Raw genomic sequence first — 19,324 nt, 5'->3', positions numbered from 1 at the left:
CGCGCCTTGACGCGCGTCAAGCCGGCGGCGCGCCGAGCGCTTCCATCACCGCCGCGCGCTTTTCCATCCACCAGCCATGCTGCGCCGGCCAGCGGGAGAAGACCTCCTCCGTCGTGCCCGGTTCCAGCACGGCGCGCGCCATCAGCGCCCAGTTGGGGTTGTTCATCGCCTCCCGCCCCACGGCGACGAGGTCCGCCTCGCCTTCGGCCAGCACCGCCTCGGCCTGGTGCGGGCCGATGATGAGGCCGACCGCCATGGTCGCGAGCCCCAGGTCGCGCCGGATCTGCGCCGCGTAGGGCACCTGGAAGCCGTAGCCGCGCGGGATGCGCTTCGATCCCGTCGCACTTCCCCCGATGCCGCCCGAACTGCAATCGACCACGTCGACGCCGAGCGGCTTCATGGCGGCGGCGAAGGCGAGGCTGTCCTCCATCGTCCAGCCGCCATCCGCGCCATCGACGGCGGAGATGCGCACGAAGACCGGCCGGTCCTCGGGCCAGGCTTCCCGCACCGCGCGGATGACGTCGAGCGGGAAGCGCATCCGCCCCGCGAGGTCGCCGCCATAGGCGTCGTTGCGCGTGTTGGAGATGGGCGAGAGGAACTGGTGCAGAAGGTAGCCATGGGCGCAATGCACCTCCACGGCCTCGAACCCCGCGGCGCGGGCGCGCCGCGCGCCGGTGGCGAAGGCTTCCACGATGCGCGCCATGCCGGCGGCGTCGAGCCCGGCGGGGGTCAGGTGCCCTTCCGCGAGCGGCTTTGCGACGGCCGAGACGATGTCCCAGGTCGTCTCGCCCTTCGCGAACTGGTCGGGGCCGAGCGGGCCATTGCCTTCCCAGGGGCGCTGCATGGATCCCTTGCGCCCGGCATGGCCGAGCTGGATCGCCGGCACGCTGCCCTGGGCCTTGATGAAGTCCGTGATGCGCTTCAGCGGCGCGACCTGGTCGTCGTTCCAGAGCCCGACATCGCCATGGGTGATGCGCCCTTCCCGCAGCACGGACACCACCTCGCTGAACACCAGCCCGAAGCCGCCGACCGCGAAGCGGCCGAGCTGGACGATGTGCCAGTCATTCGCCATCCCCTCATGCGCCGAGTACTGGCAGAGCGGAGGGATCGTGGCGCGGTTGGGGATGGTGAGGCCGCGCAAGGTGAGCGGCGAGAACAGCAGCGATCCCATGCGGGACGTCCTCCGGTGTCGTTTGTGGACGGCAGGATGAAACCAAGCGGCGAAGCGCACAACGGCACCGCCGGTTGACGCCGCCGCGGCGGCGCGCATCGTGCCGCGGGGGAGAAAAGCGACCATGGCGACCGGCGGGATCATCTCGGTGCTCAACGACCTCGGCGAGGGCTGCGACCGCGCCGACTACGAGGCCTGGTACCAGCAGGACCACCTGCCCGACCGGCTGTCCGTGCCCGGCTTCCGCCATGCGCGGCGGTACCGCCGCATCGCCGGGCCGGCGCAGGAGTACTTCACCTTCTACGAGACGGATTCGTCCGGGGTGCTGCGCACGCCCGCCTATCAGCGGCGCCTCGCCGAACCGACCGCCTGGACGACGCGCATGATGCCGCACTTCCGCGCCATGAACCGCACGGTCTGCGACATCGCGGCGGATGCGGGCGCGGGCATCGGGGGGATCGTCGCGCTGCTCGGCGGCGGGCGGCCGGTCGCGGCCGATGGCGCAACGCTGGCGGACTTGCCCGCGCGGCCCGGCGTGACGCGCGCACGGCTCTGGCGTGCGGCCGAGGGCATGCCCGCCAACCCGGAAGCCGCGCTGCGGCCCGGCGGCGATGCCAGCTTCTCGGCGATCCTTCTGGTCGAGGGCACGAGCGAGGCCGCGGTGATGGCCGCCGCGCGGGAAGCCGCCGCCGGCCTCGGCATGCCGGGCGATCCGGCGACCTACGCGCTGATCTACGCGAGCCCCTGACCTAGCCCGCCAGGTGCCCGCGCCGCACCAGCCGCGGCAGCAGGCCATCGACCGGCCCCGCCAGCACCGACGCCGCCCAGGCCGCGCCCGCCACCAGCACGATCGCCGGGCCCGTCGGCACGTCGAGATGGTAGGACACCAGGATGCCGATCAGCGAGGAGGCGAGCGCCACGCCGACCGCGGCATAGGCCATGCCCGAGACCTCCCGCGCCCAGTGCCGCGCCGCGATCGCCGGCAGCATCATCAGCCCGACCGCCATCAGCGTGCCCAGCGCCTGGAAGGCCGACAGCACGTTCAGCACGACCAAGCCCTGGAACAGCAGGTGCCACGCGCCCCCGCGCGCGCCGGCCGCCGCGGCGAAGGACGGGTCGAAGCATTCCAGCACCAGCGGCCGCCAGGCGAAGGCGAGCAGCACGAGCGTCAGCGTCGCCACGCCCGCCATCAGCAGCAGCGCCGCATCGTCCACGCCCAGCACGTTGCCGAACAGGATGTGCGACAGGTCGGCGGCCCCCCCGCCGCCCATCGAGATCAGCGCCACGCCCAGGCCGAGGGCGACCAGGTAGAGCGCGGCGAGCGTCGCATCCTCCCGCCCGCCCGTGGCGCGGGAGAGCGCGCCGGCGCCGACCGCGACCACCAGCCCCGCCACCAGCCCGCCGAACCACAGCGCCGGCGCCGACAGCCCGGCGAGCAGGAAGGCCAGTGCCACCCCAGGCAGCGCGCCATGGGCGAGAACATCCGCCGTCAGGCTCATCCGCCGCAGCACCAGGAACAGCCCCAGCACGGGTGCCGAGACCGACAGGGCGAGGCAGCCCACCAGCGCGCGGCGCAGGAAGCCGAATTCGACGAAGGGGGCGATCAGCAGGTCATGCATCGGATGTGACCGTGAGTTCGCGGATCAAGATGAAGCCTTGGTGCTGGACCGCTAAGCGCGACCGCGCCGAGGGCGACCGCGGCGTGGGGAACGCCCGTGCGTGGCGCGCTAGCCAAGCGGCCGGAGGCCGCGCCCGGCGCCCGAGGGCACATCAAGTCTCACGCCGCCCTATGGCAGTGCTCCGCATCCTCGGCCCAGGCTTCGGCCATCATCCGGGCGCGCAGGCGGTTGGCCGCGGACAGCGCTTCCTCGGTCGGACCCCAGGCGATCGCGTCCCGCGCGATCAGCAGCGTCTCGGGGAATTCGCGCCGCACCAGGTCCAGGTCGTGCAGCACGGCGACGACGGTGCGCCCTTCCCCATGCCAGTCGCGCACGACGCGCAGCAGGTCGGCCGATGTTCTGGCGTCCACCGCGTTGAAGGGCTCGTCCAGCAGCAGGATGTCGGCATCCTGCACCAGCAGCCGCGCGAACAGCAGGCGCTGCGTCTGCCCGGCGGACAGGCTGCCGACCGGGCGCTTCTCGAAGCCGGCGAGGCCCACGGCGGCGAGCGCCGTCTCGGCGCGCGCGCGCTCATGCCCGGGGACGGCGCGGAAGGCGCCGAGCCGCGGCCAGAGGCCCTGCATCACCACGTCCCGGCAGGCGATCGGGAAGGCGCGGTCCAGCGCCGCGAGCTGCGGCAGCAGCGCGATGCGCGCCGTACCTTCGCGCGCGATGCGGCCGCTGTCGGGCCGGTGCAGCCCGGCCAGGGCGCGCAGCAGCGTCGTCTTGCCCGCCCCGTTCGGACCCACCACCGCCGTCAGGCTGCCCGGTGCGAAGCGGCCCGACACGTGATGCACGGCCGCGCGCCGCCCATGGGTCAGCGTCAGGTTCTCGAGCACCAGGGCCGCGGGGGTGCGGAGCATGCTCATGCCGCCATGGCCCACAGCACGCCGAGCCACAGGACGGCGCCGACCCCGCCCGCCAGCATCAGGCGGGACGCGGCGCCGGAGGCGAGCGCGAGGGGATCGGGGATGGGATGCATAGGTTATGATGTAACATACGCCCCTGGCTGGGCAAGGCCCGCGCGCCCATCTATCTCCGCATCCGATGCAGGCCAGCCCCCCGCCCGACCCCGATTCCGAGCTTCGGCGCAGCCTCCGGCGCCACAAGGCGGTCGCCACGGGGCTGCTTGTGGGCATGGGCGGGCTGGTGCTCGTCTCCTACAAGCTGCCGCCCGGATACTGGACGGACCTGCTCCAGGCCTCCGCCAAGGCGGGAATGGTGGGCGGGCTGGCCGACTGGTTCGCCGTCACGGCGCTGTTCCGCCGTCCCCTCGGCCTGCCCATCCCGCACACCGCGATCGTGCCGAACCAGAAGGAGAGGCTCGGCCGGGCGCTCGGGCGCTTCGTGTCGTCGCACGTCTTCACCGAGGCCGAAGTGCGGCGGGTGCTCGCGCGGCTCGACCTCGCGCGCATCCTGCAGAAATTCCTCGCCGACCCGGCGGCGGCGCGGCCCGCCGCGGTGGCGATGGCCGGCGCATTGCCGCGCGTGGTCGCGAGCCTCGAGGACGGGCGGGCGAAGCGGCTGCTGGTGCGCCTGCTACCGCGCATCGTCTCCGGCCCCGCCGGGGCGCGGCTGGTCGCGCGCGTGCTACGCGCCTTCGTCGCCTCCGGCCGGCACCAGGAGGTGTTCTCGCTCGCCATCGGCCAGTTGAAGGTGCTGCTGACGGCGCGGGAGGACGCGCTGCGCGCGGCGATCGAGACGCGCATCCGCGCCGAGGGCGGGGCGTTGCTCGGCTGGCTCGCCGGCGCCTCCGTCGCCAAGCGCATCCTGCACGCGATCAACACCGAGTTGGAGAAGGTGGAGCCCGAGGATTCGGAACTCCGCGCCGCCTTCGCCATCTGGCTGGGGCAGGAGATCGAGCGGCTGGAGACCGACCCGGAGCGCGCCGCCGCGATCGGTCGCGTGCTGCGTGAAGCGCTGGCGCACCCGTCCGTCGCCGCCTGGCTGATGGATGTCTGGGCCAGGCTGCGCGCGGCGCTGGTCGCGGATGCGGCGCGGCCGGATGGGCGGACGGTGACGCTGCTGGCGGGCGTCTTCGCCAATGCGGGCACGCTGCTGGCCGAGGATCCGGCGGCGCGGGAGAAGCTCAACCGCGCGGTGGAGGGCGTGCTGATCACGCTGCTGCCCTCGGCCCAGGCGCAATTGTCGGACTTCATCGCGGGCGTGGTGGGCAATTGGGACGCGGCGACGGTGGCAGAGAAGATCGAGCTGCGCGTCGGGCGGGACCTGCAATACGTCCGGATGAACGGGACGCTGGTCGGGTTCCTGGCGGGCGGCGCGCTGTTCGCGCTGCTGACCGCGATCTTCGGGCGCGTCGCCTTCTAGTTCCCGGCGGAGGAGGTGATCTGGCGGAAGATCTCCTCGGCGTCCTTGAAGGTCTCCTCGGCGCGCGCCTTCATCACCGGGTCGGCGAAGCGGTCCGGGTGGAAGCGCAGGCGGAAGGCCCGGTGGGCCGCCTCGACAAGCCAGGCCGGCGCGGTCTCGGCCAGGTGGACGCGCCGCAGCAGGCCCTGGCCACGCGGCGGCAGCGTCTCGGAAGACAGCGCGCGCTCGGCGGCGGTCGCGCGGGCCTCGGCTTCGCGGGCGCGCCGCTCGGCGATCTCGAGCCGCGCCTGCAGCGTGCCGATCAGCGCCTCGCGGTCCGCCTCCCGGTCGCCGGCGGGCGTTCCGACGGCGAAGCGCGACTGGCCGATCAGCTCGGCGACGCGGCGCGCGGCCGAATTGGCGACCGCGACATCGCGACGGCCAAGTTCCTCGAGGATGAACTCCAGCAATTCGCTGTCATGGGCATGCGCCTCGGCGAGTTCCAGCAAACGCGCAGATGGCCAGCTCACGATGGAGCGCCGGTTCGGGGTTGCTGCTGCCGAGGCCATGCCTTCGGTTATCCTTTCGTCTCAATAATCAGAACTACCATCTTTCTGCAGTCGACTCTAGGAACCGGCGGTTGTGATTGATCGCGCAATAGTCGTGCGCGGCCAGTTACCGCCGGAACGCGCCATCAGCTTTCCCGCAGTCGCTCGATTTCCTCGAAGACCGCCTCGGCGCGCTTGAAGACTTCCTCCGCCCGCCCGCGCCGCGCGGGTTCCTGCTGCGCATCCGGATGGTAGCGGCGACGGAAGGCGCGACGGACCTCGGCGACCAGCCAGGCGGGGGCGTTGGGCGTGAGGTAGACGCGGCGATGCGGGCCGGGGTCGCCGACCGCCTCGCCGGCGGCGGCGCGCTGGGGGTCGACCTGGACCTTCTCGGCATCCTTCAGCCGCGCGCGCAGCCGGTCGATCTCGCGCGCCGCGGTCGCGAGCATTTCCCGCAATTCCTGGACGCCGGCGCCGCGCGGTGGCACGGCGATGCCATCCAGCATGCGCGCGATCCGTGCCTCGAGCGCCTTGGCCCGGACGCCGGGGCGCAGCCCCGCCTCCTTCGCCAGCCCTTCCAGCACGCGGCGATCGCCCGGGTGCAACAGGGCCTGTTCGGCAAGCTGCTCGATCGGCCATTCGCGAAACGGCCGTTCCGACTCCATCCGTCGGCAACCCTCCTGGTCGAGGCTTCACCTCTGCCACAGGACGGTTAACGCCATGCTCATGGCCGGGCGCCTTCCGGCCCGCGCGGCGATGGGCGAGACTGCGCGCCAGCAAACGCACCGGGAGGATCCAATGCACCCACGCTTCGCGCCGACGCGCCGAGCCCTTCTGGCCGGCGCCGCCGCCCTTGCCGCGCCCGCCGCCGCCCGCGCGCAGGATGGTTGGCCGACGCGCCCCGTGCGCATCGTCGTCCCCTTCCCGCCCGGCGGGTCGAACGACGTGGTCGCGCGGCCGCTCGCGGACCGGCTGCAGCGGCGCCTTGGACAGCCCGTGGTGATCGAGAACCGCGCGGGCGCGGGCGGGGCGATCGGCGCGACCGCCGTCGCCCAGTCCCCGGCGGATGGCTACACGCTGATGGTCTCATCCTCCTCCTTCGCCACGACCTCCATCGCGCAGCGCGTGCCATGGGGCGTGCTGGAGAACTTCACCCCGGTCGCGCTGCTGGCGCGTTCCCCCTTCATCGTGCTGGTGCATCCGGACTTCCCGGCGCGCAGCGTGCAGGACCTGGTGCGGATCGCGCGCGAACGGCCGGGCGCGATCGACTTCGGATCCTCGGGCCCCGGCGGCATCAACCACTTCGTCACCGAATACTTCTGCCTGCGCGCGGGCATCCGCATGAACCACGTGCCCTATCGCGGCATGCCGCCGGCGGTGACGGACCTCGTGGCCGGGCATATCCCGGTGCTGATCACGACCATGCCGTCCGCCGCGGCGGTGGTGCGCGAAGGCCGCGTGCGGCTGCTCGCCTACACCGCGCCGGGGGCGCCGGAGGGCGCGCCGCCCGCGCCGCTCGTGAAGGATGCCGGCATCGACTACGAGAGCGACATCTGGTGGGGCCTGTTCGCGCCGCGCGGCCTGCCGGAACCGCTGCTCGCGCGGCTGAACGCCGAGACCAACGCGGCGCTGCGCGACCCCGACATGGCGCGGCTGTTCCAGGCGGAAGGGGCCCGCCCCTCCCCCGCCACGCCGGCGGAATTCAGCGAGTTGCTGCGCGTCGAGCTCGCCCGCTGGCGCGAGGTGGCGCAGGCCGCGAACATCCGCCCCGAAGGCTGACCGCCATGCCCGCCATCCACCGCAAGGCCTTCGATCCGTCCGCGCGCGGCGCGATGGACGGCGTGCGCATCGTCGACCTCTCCCGCCTCGTCGCCGGCAATATCCTGACCAAGGTCTTCTCCGACCATGGGGCGGAGGTGGTGAAGGTCGAGCCGCCGGAAGGCGACACGCTGCGCGCCTGGCGCGTCGGCGGCGTCGAGACGTCCTGGAAGACGATCTGCCGCAACAAGAAGTCCGTGGCGCTCGACCTCAAGCGCGCCGAGGGCATCGCGGTGGTGAAGGCGCTGGTGCGCGACGCGGCGATGCTGGTCGAATCCTTCCGCCCCGGCGTGCTCGAGGCGATGGGCCTTCCGCCGGAGGAGCTGCTGGCGATCAATCCGCGCCTCGTCATCGTGCGCATCTCCGGCTGGGGGCAGGACGGGCCGTATCGCCACAAGCCGGGCTTCGGCACGCTCGTGGAGGGCTATTCCGGCTTCGCCGCCGTGAACGGCTTCGACGACCGGGAACCCGTACTGCCGCCGATGTTCATGGGCGACGCCTATGCCGGGCTCTACGGCGCTTCGGTGGCGATGATCGCACTGCGCCACGCGGAAGCCGGCGGGGCGGGCCAGGTGCTCGACGTCTCGCTGTTCGAACCGCTGTTCAGCGTGCTCGAGCCGCAGATGGCGAACTGGCGGATCACTCACGCGCGCAAGCCGCGCACCGGCAGCCGGTCCACCAACACATCCCCGCGCAACGCGTATCGCACGAAGGATGGCGGCTGGGTGTGCCTGTCGGCCTCCACCCAGGGGATGACGGAGAAGCTGTTCCGCTCGATCGGGCGGGAGGACATGATCGCCGACCCGCGCTTCGCCAACAATCCGGCGCGGCTGCAGCACTGGCAGGAGCTCGATGCGATCATCGGCGGCTGGATCGCCGAGCGCAGCCTGGCCGAGAACCTCGCGCATTTCGACAAGGCAGGCGTGACGATCGGCCCGATCATGGATGCGGAGATGCTGGAAGGCGACCGCTACGCGATCGAGCGGGAGGCGCTGATCGAGGTGCCGGACGAGGACATGCCCGGCGGTTGGCTGCCCATGCACGGCTTCGTCCCGCGCCTGTCCGGCACTCCGGGCGTGCTGGCCCGCCCCGCACCGCGCATCGGCGAGCACAATGACGAGATCCTCGCCCCAATCCTCGGCGCGGCGGAACTGGCGCGGTTGCGCGGCCTCGGCGTTGTGCGCGAGGCGGAAGCACGGAAGGCGGCGGAATGACCATCAGGCTGTTCGAACTCTGCGGCACGGACCCAAAGCGGGTCTTCAGCCCCTTCTGCTGGCGCAGCCGCATGGCGCTGGCGCACAAGGGCCTCGCCTTCGAGAGCGTGCCCTGGCGCTTCACCGAGCAGGCCGCGCTGGCCTTCGCGAAGCACGACAAGGTGCCGGTGCTGGTCGATGGCGAGCGCGTCGTCGTCGAATCCTTCGACATCGCGCGGCACCTGGACGAGGCCTATCCGGCCGCGCCGTCCCTGCTGCACGGCGCGCCGGAGGCCTACCGCTTCATCGGCGCCTGGACCGACACGGTGCTGCACGCGGGCATCGCGGGGCTGGTCGTCTCCGACATCCCGGCCGTGCTCGATGAGGCCGACCGCGCCTATTTCGTCGCGAGCCGGGAGAAGCGCTACGGCAAGACCCTCGCCGAGGTGACGGCGGGGCGGGAGGACCGGCTGCCTGCCTTCCGCGCCAGCCTGCTGCCGCTGCGCCACGCGCTGCGTGGGCGGGACTTCCTGGGCGGCGCCGCGCCGGACTACGGCGACTATACCGTCTTCGGCGGGTTCATGTGGGCGCGCGTCGTCAGCCCGCTGGAACTGCTGGCCGCGGATGATGCGGTGCATGCTTGGCGGGAGAGAATGCTGGACCTGTTCGGGGGGATGGCGCGGGCAACGCCGAGATAGGGTTCGAGGGGGCCTTGCCCCCTCGTGCTCCCCCACCAAAGGCCGAAAGGCCTTTGGAAACCATCACCTGGCGTGTCAGCGACGCGGGTGCGCGGCTTCCGATGGGTATGGGGCGGACGGCGGCATCACCGAACTCAGAAGGCGATCTGCACCTTCATCGCGCGCGAACGGTCGGCGGCCAGTTCGAAGGCCTCGACCGCGCGATCGATCGGGAAGCGTTCGGTCAGCAGCGGCGCGACATCGATGCGGCGCGCGGCGAGCGCTTCCACCGCCATGGCGAATTCCGCGTGGAAGCGGAATGTGCCGCGCCAGGTGATCTCCTTCGCCGCCAGCACCGACATCGGCACGGGCGCATCCCCGCCGATGCCGATCTGCACGATGATCCCGCCGGGACGCAGCACGGGCAGGATGCCAAGCAGCGCGCGCGGGCTGCCGGAGGCTTCCATCGCAATGTCGAAAAAGCCCTTGTCCGGCGCATAGGCGGCCAGCGCATCCGCATCGGCATGGAAGCGGTCCGCCCCCATGCGCAGCGCGACGGACCGCGGCGCGTCCGAAAGGTCCGTCGCCACAATCTCCCGCGCCCCGCCCATCCGCGCCGCGGCGATGGCCAGCGCGCCGATAGGCCCACAACCGGTGACCAGCACGCGCCGGCCGAGCAGTGGCCCCGCCTGCCGCGCGGCATGCAGGCAGACCGCGAGCGGTTCGGCGAAGGCGGCGGTGGCGGTGTCGAGGCCCTGCGGCAGCGGCACGGCCTGCGCGGCCTCGCAGACCAGCGCCTCGCGGAAGCCGCCATCGACATGCGGGTCGCGCATCGCGCTGCCGTAGAAGCGCATGTCCAGGCAATGCTGCTGCGCGCCGTCGAGGCAGTAGCGGCAGCGGCCGCAGGGCAGCGAGGGATTGACCGCCACCGCCTGCCCGAGCGCGAGGCCGGCCACGCCGGCGCCAAGCGCCTCGATCTCGCCCGCCACCTCATGGCCCAGCACCATCGGGTGCTTCACGCGGATCGCGCCGAAGCCACCATGCTGGAAATAGTGCAGGTCCGACCCGCAGATGCCCCCGGCGCGGATGCGTACCCGCACCTGGCCCGGGCCCGGCGCCAGCGCCTCGCGCGGCTCGACACGCAGGTCGTGCGCGGCGTGGATGACGATGGCGCGGCTCATGGCACGGGCGTCGGCAGCGGGGTGCCGTCGAAATGCGCTTGCAGGTTCCGCCGCATCAGCGCGCCCATGTCCTTGCGCGTCTCGACCGTACCGGAGGCCTGGTGGGGCGAGAGCACGACGTTGGGGAAAGTCGCGAAGACCGGGTCGATGGCGGGCTCGTTGCGGAACACGTCGAGGCCGGCGGCGGCGATGCGCCCGGACTTCAGCGCGGCGACCAGCGCATCCTCGTCCACGACGCTGCCGCGCGAGACGTTGACGAAGATGGCGCCGGGGTTCAGCGCCTCGATCGCCGTGCGGTCGACGAGCCCCGCCGTCGCCGCGCCGCCGGCCGCGGAGACCACGAAGATGTCCACATGCGGCGCCATCGCCGCGGGCGTGGCGTGGAAGGCGTAGGGGACGTCCTTCCTCGTGCGGCCGGAATAGGCGATGGCCATGCCGAAGCCTTCCGCCCGCCGCGCGATGGCTCGCCCGATCCGCCCAAGGCCGACGATGCCGATCCGCTTGCCCCAGACGCGCGTGGTCAGCCGCATCGGCCCCTGCTTCGCCCAGGTGCCCGTCCGAACATAGGCATCGCCTTCGGGGATGGCGCGCGCCGTCGCGAGCAGCAGCGCGAAGGCCATGTCGGCCACTTCCTCGGTCAGCACGTCCGGCGTGTTGGTCACGGCGATGCCGCGCGCGCGGGCGGCGGCCAGGTCGATCGCGTCCACGCCGACGCCGTAGCAGGCGATGATCTTCGCGCCCGGGCAGGCATCCATCATGGCGGCATCGGCGCCGAGCTCGCCCTTGGTCGCGATGGCGCGGATCGAAGGGCCGTGCTGGGCGAGGAAGGCGGCGCGGTCCGGCGCCTCGTACAGCAGGTGCAGGGTGAAGCGCGCGGCCAGCGCCTCGAGATCCCAGTCGGGCAGCACGCCCACCACCAGCAGCCCCGGCTTGTCCATCCGCGGTTCCTCCCCCTAGCCTCCGTTTCGACCTAACACGAGGAAACGCCGATGTCGCGCGCACTGTTCGACCTGACGGGGAAGCTTGCCCTGGTGACCGGATCGAGCCAGGGGATCGGGCTCGCGCTCGCGAAGGGCCTGGCCGAAGCCGGGGCGAAGGTGGTGCTGAACGGGCGCGACGCCGCCAAGCTGGAGGCCGCGCGCGCGCAGGTGCCGGGTGCGGTGGCCGCGCCCTTCGACGTGACGGACGCCAAGGCGGTCGAGGCCGGCATCGCCGCGATCGAGGCGGCGCACGGGCCACTTTCGATCCTCGTCGCCAATGCCGGGATCAACCTGCGCGCGCCGTCCACCGACATGCCGCCCGAGACCTGGCGGAAAGTCATGGACGTGAACCTCGACGGCGTCTGGTACTGCTGCCAGGCGGCGGGCAAGCGCATGGTCGCGCGCGGCCGCGGCAAGATCATCACCGTCTGCTCGGTGCAGAGCGAACTGGGCCGCCCGACCATCGCGCCCTATGCCGCGAGCAAGGGCGCGCTGCGGATGCTGACGCGCACGCTCTGCGCCGAATGGGCGAAGCATGGCGTGAACGTGAACGGTCTGGCGCCGGGCTACTACGACACGGAGCTGACAAGCGCGCTGGTGCAGAACCCGGAATTCACGGATTGGCTGTGCAAGCGCGTGCCGGCGGGGCGATGGGGGCGGGTCGAGGAACTGGTTGGCGCGACGGTGTTCCTCGCCGCGCCGGCCTCGGACTTCGTGCATGGCCAGCTGATCTTCGTCGATGGCGGGATGACCGCCGTCGTCTAGCCCGCCCGAGCGATCAGCCTCCGCGCCCGCTCCACGATCGGCTTGTCGATCATCTCGCCCTCGAAGGCAACGGCGCCCTTCCCTTCCTTGAGCGCGGCCTCGAAGGCAGCGACCAGGCGCTTCGCTCGGGCGACTTCCTCCGGCCGCGCGCCGTATTCCTCGTTGATGATCGCGACCTGGGAGGGATGGACACACGACGCGCAGGCGAAGCCGATGGCGCGCGACCGCCGCAGCATCGCGCGATACCCGTCCAGATCCTTCAGCCCCGCCACAGTGCCGATGAAGCCGAGCGGCAGCACGCCCGCCGCGCGCGCCGCGACCAGTCCCATGCGCTTGGGCATGTCGAGCGCATCCGGCGTCGGTTCCGCGCCGAGGTCGGTGGCGAGGTCCTCCCCGCCAATGCCCAAGGCCACCACGCGCGGATCGGCGGACGCGATGGCCTGCACATGCGCCAGCGCCGCCGCATCCTCCACCAGCACGACGAAGCGGACGGAGCCGACCGCGCGCCCCGCCTCGGCCTCGGATTCCGCGGTCAGCTCCGATAGCAGCCGCACATGGTCGGCCCCCATCATCTTGGTGCAGATCAGCCCATCCGCACCCGCCGCGACGGCCGCCGCGATGTCCCGCACCGCCATGCGCAGCGGGCGGTTGATGCGCACCAGCACGTCGGCGCCGTTCCGCCGCACGCTCGCGACCGAAGCGGGCAGCCCCGCCCGCGCAGCATCCTTCGCATCCGGCGCGACGCCGTCCTCGAGGTCGAGGATGATCGCATCCGCGCCGCGCTCATGCGCCTTCGCGACGAATTTCTCCGCGCTCGCCGGCACATACAGAAGCGAACGCCAGGCGGGAAGGTCGCGGGTCATGCGGGCGGATGCTCCTGTCGCCAATGGCGCGCGATGTCCACGCGCCGCATCACCGCGACGCGCGGATGGTTGCCGATCCAGTCAAGCAGCCGCGCGAGCCCCATCGCCCGCCCCGGATGCGCGATGATGCGGTTGTGCAGCCCGAAGGAGAGCATGCGCGGCGGATCCTCCCGCAGCACGCATTCGATCGCGTCGCGCATGTAGTCGAAATACTCGGTGCCGGAGGTCATCGCCATGCGCGGGAAGCGGACGTCGTTGTGGACCAGCGAATAGGGCAGCACGAGCGCGTCCCGTTCGCCCACCTTCACCCAGTAGGGGATCTCGTCGTCATAGGCGTCGCTGTCGTACTCGTAGCCGGCATCGAGCAGCAGCCGCCGCGTGTTGAGCGAAGGCGCGTAGCGCGTGTACCAGCCGGCCGGGCGCTCACCGATGCAGCGCGTGATCAGGTCGGTCGCGTCCGCGATGCGCTGGCGTTCGGTCGCCTCGTCGAAGGCGTTGTGCATCTCCCAGCGCAGGCCGTGGCCGGCGACGTCCCAGCCGGCCTCCCGCATCGCGGCGCAGGCCTCAGGGTTGCGTTCCAGCGCGCGCGCGACGGCGAAGACCGTGCAGGGCAGGCCGCGCTTCGTGAAGATGCGGTGCAGCCGCCAGAAGCCCGCGCGGCTGCCGTACTGGAACATCGATTCCGCGGCGAGGTCCCGGCCCTTGAAAGGCGCGGTGCTGCCTTCGGTCAGCGCGTTCTCGCTGTTCGCATCGCCATCCGGCACGGCGTATTCGCCGCCTTCCTCGTAGTTGATGACGAAGTTGCAGACCACATGCGCCCCGCCCGGCCAGCGCGGGTCGGGCGGGGTGCGGCCATAGCCACGGAAATCCCGCGCATCGGTCACGGCAGCATCTCGGAACCCGGCACCACGCCCTTCGGCAGGGAAGCCGCATAGCGCGCGAGTTCGCCCGGCCGCGTCACCCAAAGCCGTTCCCGGTGCGACAGGATGTGCCGCAGCGCGTCGCGCAGCGCGCGCAGCCGGAAGGGCTGGCCGACGATGAAGGGATGCAGCACCACCGAGCAGACCAGCGGGCGCTTGCGGGACTGCTCCAGCATCTCGTCGAACTGGTCGACGATCATCTCGGCGAATTGCCGGCCCGTGTGCTGGCGGAAGACCTGCGCCGGGCTGTCGTTCAGCTCGATCGAATAGGGCACCGACAGCATCGGGCCGGATCGCGTGCGCATCCAGAAGGGCTGGTCGTCCGCCGGCCAGTCCATGACGTAGGAGAAGCCTTCCTCCTTCAGCAGGTCGAGCGTGACGGCGGATTGCGCGATGTAGGGGCCGAGCCAGCCCTGCGGTGCCGTGCCGGAATGGCGGATGATCGCGTCGCGGCTTTCCGCGATCAGGCGACGCTCATCCTCCTCCCACATCCCGTCCTGGCGCTCGGCATTGGTGCGGCCATGGCCGATGAATTCGTCCCCGCGCGCCTTCAGCGCCGGGGCGATCTCCGGGCAGGCGTCGAGCACCGCGCCATTGACGTTGTGCGCGCAGGGGATCTCGAGCTCGTCGAGCATGTCGAGCATGTTCCACAGCCCGACGCGGTTGCCGTAGTCCCGCCAGGCGTAGTTGCGCTGGCCCTGCGGCGCGGCGGCGCCGGTGCTGTCGGAACCGAGGCCCGCGCGAAAGGCGAAGGCCTCGATGTTGTTGCACACCACCAGCGCGAGCCGCGTCCCGTTCGGCCAATCGTAGACAGGACGACCGGGAATGGCGCTGTGGGCGTAGCGCCCATGGCCTGGCAGCTTCATCGCGCGCTCTCCATTGCAGCAGCGCGCGACGCTAGGGCGGTGTCGCGAAGCCCGTCAACGTGGCCGGGTCAGCCCTGCGTGGTGATGCCGGCGGCCTTAACCACCGGTTCCCACCGCGCATATTCGGCGCGCACGAAGGCATTCGTGTCGGCCGGGGACATCCATAGCGGCTCGCTGCCGGTCGCCACCAGGCGGCCCGAGACCTGCGGCGCGGCGAGCGCGTCCCGCATCGCGGCAGCGAGGCGCTCGATGATCGGCTGCGGCGTGCCGCGCGGCGCGAAGCAGCCGGTCCAGGACCGCACCGCGTAGTCGGCCACGCCCTGTTCCTGCGCCGTCGGGATGTCGGGGCGAATGGACACGCGCTCCGCCGTGCAGACGGCGAGGATGCGCACGCGCCCGTCCGAGGCCGGGGGGGCCACCGTCGGCAGGTTCATGAAGCCGAGCGGCACGGTGCCGGAGATCAGGTCGTTGATCGCCGGCCCGCCGCCGCGATAGGGCACATGCGTCAGCTCGAGCCCCGTGCGCAGGCGGAACAGCTCCCCCGCCAGGTGGTTCGAGGTGCCGACGCCGGAGGAGGCGAAGGACACGCCGCCGCGCGTCGCACGCACCTTGGCGATCATCTCCTGCACATTGGTCACGCCGAAGCCGGGATTGGCCGCGATGACGTTCGGCACGTCGACCATCATGGCGACGGCGGGCAGCGCCTCCCGCGTGTCGTAGCCGAGTTCCCCAGACACGAGCGGATGGAACACGTGGTTGGATGCGGAGGAGATCAGGAAGACCGACCCGTCCGGCCGACCGCGCGCGACCATGCCCATGCCGAGCGAACCGCCGCCGCCGGGGCGGTTTTCCACCACGAAGGGCTGGCCCAGCCGCGCTTCCAGCACCGGTGCCACAAGCCGCGCGACGACGTCGTTCGACCCGCCCGCGGCGAAGGGGACCAGCAGCGTGACGGGACGGTTCGGCCAGGCATCCTGCGCGCGCGCGACGATCGGCGCGGCCAGGCCGGCTGCGGCGGCGGAGAGAAGAAGCCTGCGGTTCATCGATGCCTCCCGGACGGTTCCGGCGGCCCGTAACCGCGCTAACCTGCGAAGGCAAGGCCTACTGGATGAGGCGCAGGTTCGCGAGCTGCCCCGCGATCTCCCGGAAGGCGGACCGCAGCGCCGCCGCGTCGGGGCTGTTGAAATAGTATTCCGGCCGCGACGCGCAGTTCCGGTAGAGCGTCTGCGTCGAGCTCGCCGAGACGTTGAAGGTGACGGTGTAGACGATGATCCCGGCCTGCTTGATGCTGGCGCACAGCCGCGACATGCGCGCATCGATCTCCGCGCGGGCATTGGCGTTGGTCGGGTTCGCAAGCCCGAGCCGGTTCTCGCGCAGGCGGCCATAGGCGGTCACGTCCGCGTCGCCGTCGTTGACGTAGCCGGACCGGCAGGGCGGGCTGCTGCCGCTGGTGCGGCAGGCCCCGGGCGCGCCTTCGGCCCAGTCGTGCCACTCGTTGTTGCCGTCGGTCATCAGCACCAGCACCTTGTCCATGTAGGGGGTGCCGTAGTCGAGCGGCAGCGTCGCGCTGCCCCAGAGCCCGCGCCAGCGCGGCGACAGGTTCGCCCAGCCCATCTGCAGGCCGAGATTGGCCATGGTGCCGCCGCGATGCGTCGCGCGGAGGTTGGAGATCTCGTTCAGGATCGTGCCGCGCGCCTGGGTCAGCGGCAGGATCGCCCGCCCGCAGCCGAGGTTGGGCCCGCGCGCATTGTTGCCGAGGCTGTTCTGCGCCGAATCGCTCGGCGGGTTCTCGGGGTTCGGCTCGGTGATGGTGGTGTTCGTCCACTCGTTGTCGCCGAGGTTCGGGCTGTAGCGGCCGACCGTCGACCGCCAGAGGAACGGACGATAGGGGACGATGGTCGGCGGCGTGTCCGTCTCGTCCTCCCGGTTCTGGTGGCGCGCCTGCACGCAGCCGCGCCAGACCGTGCTGCCGTAGTCGGTCGGGATCAGGCTGCCTGCGACGAGCCAGTTGCTGCGCGACCGGCCGATGTTCACCGTGGCGGTGTAGGGCACGACCGAGACCCAGAGATTCGGCACCGTCTCGTTGGGCCCGTAGATGATGTTGATCAGGTCGGTCGCGGAATCGCGCAGCGCCGTCATCGCCGAGCCGGCCATGGATCCCGTGACGTCGAGGACGAGCGCGAGTTCCATGCCGCGATCCTGCCGCCGCGCGGCGTTGTCCGCGGTGGCGGACAGCACCTCCCGCCCGAACAGGCGCAGCACGGTCGTCGGCAGGGATGCCTGCACGCGCACGCGCACCACCCTGTTGCCTTCCTCGACGCCGATGTTGAAGGACGTCACCTCCGCGCCCAGGAAACCGGTGCTGAGGCCCGGTCGCTCGCGGGTGAAATTGGCCCAGAACCAGCGCTGGATCTGGGTGTCGCGGTCCGCGTCGTTGATCGCCCGCGCGCCCGCCAGCGCCGCGGCGTCGGTCGCGGTGACCAGGCGCGAATGCAGCAGGTACAGCCGTGTCAGGTCGATCGCGGCCCCTGCCATCAGCAGCAGCGGCAAGGCCGAAAGCCCGGCGAGCATCGCCACCGCCCCGCGCCGGTCGCGCAGCGCCCGCAGGATCCGCCTCATGGCCCGGTGATCCGCAGGATCGACACCATGCGCGGCCGCTGCAGCGCGAAGGACTGCAGGCGGCTGAAGCTTGCCGTGGTCAGGAAGCGGCCGGACAGGATCCAGGGTTCCCGCGCGTAGAACACCTCCGCGACCACCGCGCCCTGGCCGCTGGCGATGACGAGGTCGGCCGAGCGCGGGGGGATGGTCGCCGGCCGGCCCTCGAGCCCGAAGGCGCTCGCATAGCCGGGGGAGCCGATGCGCCGCTGCCACAGAACGACCGGCCCATTGCCCGAGTTTGCAAGCCCCGAAAGCACGACCGCGCCGTCCGTGTCCGTCACGCGATAGGGCGAGGCGATGCGTCCGGCGAAGTCGAACAGCGTCGCGAATTCGGATTCGCGCAGCGCCTCGTACTGCGCGACGACGTTCGCGACCTCCCCCGCCGTGCGCTCGAGCCGCAGCGCGATACGCAGGAAATCCACCACGTCGAGCAGCGCGAGGCCGAGCATCGCCATCACCGGCGCGACCAGCGTGAACTCGACCGCGACCGAGCCGCGCCGCCGCCTAGGATGACGGGAAGGGTTCATTGCGCACGATCATCCGCGTCCGATGCTCGATCACGGAGCGTCCGAGCAGCAGCGTCGGAAAGGGGGTCAGGAAGGGCTGGTCGTAGGAGACCTCGTAGAGCACCGTCTCGCCCGCGCCGCCGGCGCCCACCGTTCCGGGCGCGGGCTGCGCGAGCGCCGACGGCCCGGCATAGGCCGTGACGCGCACGGTCAGCCGGTTCTGGTCGATCACATAGGGCCCGTAGTGCAGGACGATCCGGCGGATCGCCTCCTCCCGCGAGGTCGGCGCGGGCGGCGGCAGCCAGGACGGCGTCGCCGAGCCGGTCGCGCCGAAGCGGCTCGCCTCCCGCGCGCCGATGTCGAGCGTGGAGGAGGTCAGCGCCTGCCAGGCGCCCTCCATGACCGTCATCGTCAGGGCGAACAGCAGCGGCCCCGTGAGGGCGAATTCCAGCAGGACGGTCCCGCGCCGTCCCCGCCGGGTCATGAGCCCTGCAACGCGGCGCGCCAGGCGCTGACGGCGTCGCGGCTCCCCTCCCCGAGTTCGGGCGCGAGCAGTTCGGCCGCCCGCGGCGCATCGCCCGCCGCCGTATAGGCCAGGGCGAGGTTGTGCCGCTGGCGCGGCGTGGCCTGCGGCGCGCGCGCGACGGATTCGAGCGTCTGCACCGCTTCCTCGCTCCGGCCCGACAGCGTCAGGCTCAGCGCGAGGTTCGTCCGCGCGCCGGAATGCGTCGGGTTGAGCGCCAGCGCGGCGCGATAGGCCGCCTGCGCCTCGTCATGCCGGCCCTGCATGTCGAGCGTCACGCCAAGGCCGCTCTGCGCCCCGGCTTCGCGCGGCAGCGCGGCGATGGCCTCGCGGAAGGCCGCCTCGGCCGCCGGGACATCGCCGCCGCGCAGCAGGGCGCGGCCAAGGCCGAGACGCGCGGGCGCCGAGGCGCCATCGGCGCCGATCGCGCGGCGATAGGCTTCCACGGCCTCGGGCCAGCGCCCGCTGCCGGCCAGCATCTCCGCATGGCGCAGCTGCGCCGTCGCGTCGCGCGGATTGTCCTGCGCGATGCTGCCCGTCAGGCCAACCGCCGCGCCGGTGTTGCCGGAGGCGAGCGCGGCGCTCGCCATCCTCAGGCGCTGGTCGGAGTCTCCGCCGCCGCCCGATCCGCAGGCGGCGAGGCTTCCGGCAAGGAGGAAGGGGATCACGATCTTGCGCATGGCCAACTCC

21 protein-coding genes are annotated in these 19,324 nt (G+C 71.9%); 6 read left to right on the top strand and 15 right to left on the bottom strand.

Annotated features, from left to right (window positions below; translation table 11 throughout):
• Positions 1-16: 16 nt before the first annotated feature.
• Entirely contained in the window at positions 17-1,171 is a 1,155-nt protein-coding gene (locus J5Y09_RS04830; RefSeq protein ID WP_209350621.1) for an NADH:flavin oxidoreductase/NADH oxidase, read from the bottom strand.
• A 124-nt stretch (positions 1,172-1,295) separates the two neighbouring features.
• Between J5Y09_RS04830 and J5Y09_RS04825 the strand changes: the two genes are divergently transcribed.
• Positions 1,296-1,919, top strand: coding sequence for a DUF4286 family protein (locus J5Y09_RS04825; protein WP_209350620.1), 624 nt, complete (start codon positions 1,296-1,298; stop codon positions 1,917-1,919).
• A gap of 1 nt (position 1,920) precedes the next feature.
• On the opposite strand, the gene J5Y09_RS04820 is transcribed toward J5Y09_RS04825, so the two are convergent.
• Both J5Y09_RS04820 and J5Y09_RS04815 read right to left on the bottom strand, forming a co-directional pair.
• Entirely contained in the window at positions 1,921-2,790 is an 870-nt protein-coding gene (locus J5Y09_RS04820) for a metal ABC transporter permease (RefSeq protein WP_209350619.1), read from the bottom strand.
• Between the two features lie 158 nt (positions 2,791-2,948).
• Complete coding sequence (locus J5Y09_RS04815; RefSeq protein ID WP_209350618.1) at positions 2,949-3,698, bottom strand: metal ABC transporter ATP-binding protein; 750 nt, start codon at positions 3,696-3,698, stop codon at positions 2,949-2,951.
• 178 nt (positions 3,699-3,876) lie between these two features.
• Between J5Y09_RS04815 and J5Y09_RS04810 the strand changes: the two genes are divergently transcribed.
• Positions 3,877-5,157: a DUF445 domain-containing protein gene (locus J5Y09_RS04810; RefSeq protein WP_209350617.1), complete on the top strand. Its 1,281-nt coding sequence runs from the start codon at positions 3,877-3,879 to the stop codon at positions 5,155-5,157.
• Here the strand turns inward: J5Y09_RS04810 and J5Y09_RS04805 are convergent.
• Positions 5,154-5,666: a hypothetical protein gene (locus J5Y09_RS04805; RefSeq protein ID WP_209350616.1), complete on the bottom strand. Its 513-nt coding sequence runs from the start codon at positions 5,664-5,666 to the stop codon at positions 5,154-5,156. The genes J5Y09_RS04810 and J5Y09_RS04805 overlap by 4 nt on opposite strands.
• A 164-nt stretch (positions 5,667-5,830) precedes the next feature.
• Positions 5,831-6,349 carry a hypothetical protein gene (locus J5Y09_RS04800; protein WP_209350615.1) on the bottom strand — a complete coding sequence of 173 codons (519 nt, stop codon included), beginning with the start codon at positions 6,347-6,349 and terminating at the stop codon, positions 5,831-5,833.
• Between the two features lie 133 nt (positions 6,350-6,482).
• Here J5Y09_RS04800 and J5Y09_RS04795 point away from each other — a divergent pair, with 133 nt between their 5' ends.
• From J5Y09_RS04795 to J5Y09_RS04785, 3 genes are read left to right on the top strand one after another with little or no spacing between them, the layout of a single operon-like run.
• Positions 6,483-7,463: a Bug family tripartite tricarboxylate transporter substrate binding protein gene (locus J5Y09_RS04795; protein ID WP_209350614.1), complete on the top strand. Its 981-nt coding sequence runs from the start codon at positions 6,483-6,485 to the stop codon at positions 7,461-7,463.
• A 5-nt stretch (positions 7,464-7,468) separates the two neighbouring features.
• Entirely contained in the window at positions 7,469-8,716 is a 1,248-nt protein-coding gene (locus J5Y09_RS04790) for a CaiB/BaiF CoA transferase family protein (RefSeq protein WP_209350613.1), read from the top strand.
• Positions 8,713-9,393 carry a glutathione S-transferase family protein gene (locus J5Y09_RS04785; RefSeq protein WP_209350612.1) on the top strand — a complete coding sequence of 227 codons (681 nt, stop codon included), beginning with the start codon at positions 8,713-8,715 and terminating at the stop codon, positions 9,391-9,393. Before J5Y09_RS04790 ends, J5Y09_RS04785 begins: the two co-directional genes overlap by 4 nt.
• 134 nt (positions 9,394-9,527) lie before the next feature.
• Here J5Y09_RS04785 and J5Y09_RS04780 read toward each other — a convergent pair whose 3' ends face one another.
• Together J5Y09_RS04780 and J5Y09_RS04775 are read right to left on the bottom strand one after the other, a co-directional pair.
• Positions 9,528-10,553, bottom strand: a complete 1,026-nt coding sequence (locus J5Y09_RS04780; protein WP_209350611.1) for an L-idonate 5-dehydrogenase — start codon at positions 10,551-10,553, stop codon at positions 9,528-9,530.
• On the bottom strand, positions 10,550-11,491 hold the full coding sequence (locus J5Y09_RS04775; protein ID WP_209350610.1) for a 2-hydroxyacid dehydrogenase: 942 nt from the start codon (positions 11,489-11,491) through the stop codon (positions 10,550-10,552). Before J5Y09_RS04775 ends, J5Y09_RS04780 begins: the two co-directional genes overlap by 4 nt.
• Positions 11,492-11,542: 51 nt before the next feature.
• Here J5Y09_RS04775 and J5Y09_RS04770 point away from each other — a divergent pair, with 51 nt between their 5' ends.
• Entirely contained in the window at positions 11,543-12,298 is a 756-nt protein-coding gene (locus J5Y09_RS04770) for an SDR family oxidoreductase (RefSeq protein WP_209350609.1), read from the top strand.
• On the opposite strand, the gene J5Y09_RS04765 is transcribed toward J5Y09_RS04770, so the two are convergent.
• The 8 genes from J5Y09_RS04765 to J5Y09_RS04730 all read right to left on the bottom strand — a co-directional run bounded on the left by J5Y09_RS04765 (position 12,295) and on the right by J5Y09_RS04730 (position 19,314).
• Positions 12,295-13,161, bottom strand: a complete 867-nt coding sequence (locus tag J5Y09_RS04765) for an HpcH/HpaI aldolase/citrate lyase family protein (protein WP_209350608.1) — start codon at positions 13,159-13,161, stop codon at positions 12,295-12,297. The genes J5Y09_RS04770 and J5Y09_RS04765 overlap by 4 nt on opposite strands.
• On the bottom strand, positions 13,158-14,045 hold the full coding sequence (locus J5Y09_RS04760; RefSeq protein WP_209350607.1) for a polysaccharide deacetylase family protein: 888 nt from the start codon (positions 14,043-14,045) through the stop codon (positions 13,158-13,160). The genes J5Y09_RS04765 and J5Y09_RS04760 overlap by 4 nt, the downstream gene beginning before the upstream one ends.
• Entirely contained in the window at positions 14,042-14,947 is a 906-nt protein-coding gene (locus J5Y09_RS04755) for a polysaccharide deacetylase family protein (protein ID WP_209350606.1), read from the bottom strand. Before J5Y09_RS04755 ends, J5Y09_RS04760 begins: the two co-directional genes overlap by 4 nt.
• Positions 14,948-15,015: 68 nt before the next feature.
• Positions 15,016-15,990, bottom strand: coding sequence for a Bug family tripartite tricarboxylate transporter substrate binding protein (locus tag J5Y09_RS04750; RefSeq protein WP_209350605.1), 975 nt, complete (start codon positions 15,988-15,990; stop codon positions 15,016-15,018).
• Positions 15,991-16,048: 58 nt separating this feature from the next.
• Positions 16,049-17,566, bottom strand: coding sequence for a pilus assembly protein TadG-related protein (locus tag J5Y09_RS04745; protein WP_209350604.1), 1,518 nt, complete (start codon positions 17,564-17,566; stop codon positions 16,049-16,051).
• The gene (locus J5Y09_RS04740; RefSeq protein ID WP_209350603.1) at positions 17,563-18,132 is read right to left on the bottom strand and encodes a TadE/TadG family type IV pilus assembly protein; all 570 of its coding nucleotides are present in this window, start codon (positions 18,130-18,132) and stop codon (positions 17,563-17,565) included. The genes J5Y09_RS04745 and J5Y09_RS04740 overlap by 4 nt, the downstream gene beginning before the upstream one ends.
• The gene (locus J5Y09_RS04735) at positions 18,110-18,595 is read right to left on the bottom strand and encodes a TadE/TadG family type IV pilus assembly protein (protein ID WP_209350602.1); all 486 of its coding nucleotides are present in this window, start codon (positions 18,593-18,595) and stop codon (positions 18,110-18,112) included. Before J5Y09_RS04735 ends, J5Y09_RS04740 begins: the two co-directional genes overlap by 23 nt.
• The gene (locus J5Y09_RS04730) at positions 18,592-19,314 is read right to left on the bottom strand and encodes a tetratricopeptide repeat protein (RefSeq protein ID WP_209350601.1); all 723 of its coding nucleotides are present in this window, start codon (positions 19,312-19,314) and stop codon (positions 18,592-18,594) included. Before J5Y09_RS04730 ends, J5Y09_RS04735 begins: the two co-directional genes overlap by 4 nt.
• Positions 19,315-19,324: the final 10 nt, after the last annotated feature.

The sequence above is a fragment of the Roseomonas nitratireducens genome, assembly GCF_017813355.1.
In the GTDB taxonomy this organism is placed as follows: Bacteria; Pseudomonadota; Alphaproteobacteria; order Acetobacterales; family Acetobacteraceae; genus Neoroseomonas; species Neoroseomonas nitratireducens.
The sequence above is the reverse complement of the archived record's forward strand: the minus strand, read 5'-3'. Positions and strand labels throughout refer to the sequence as shown.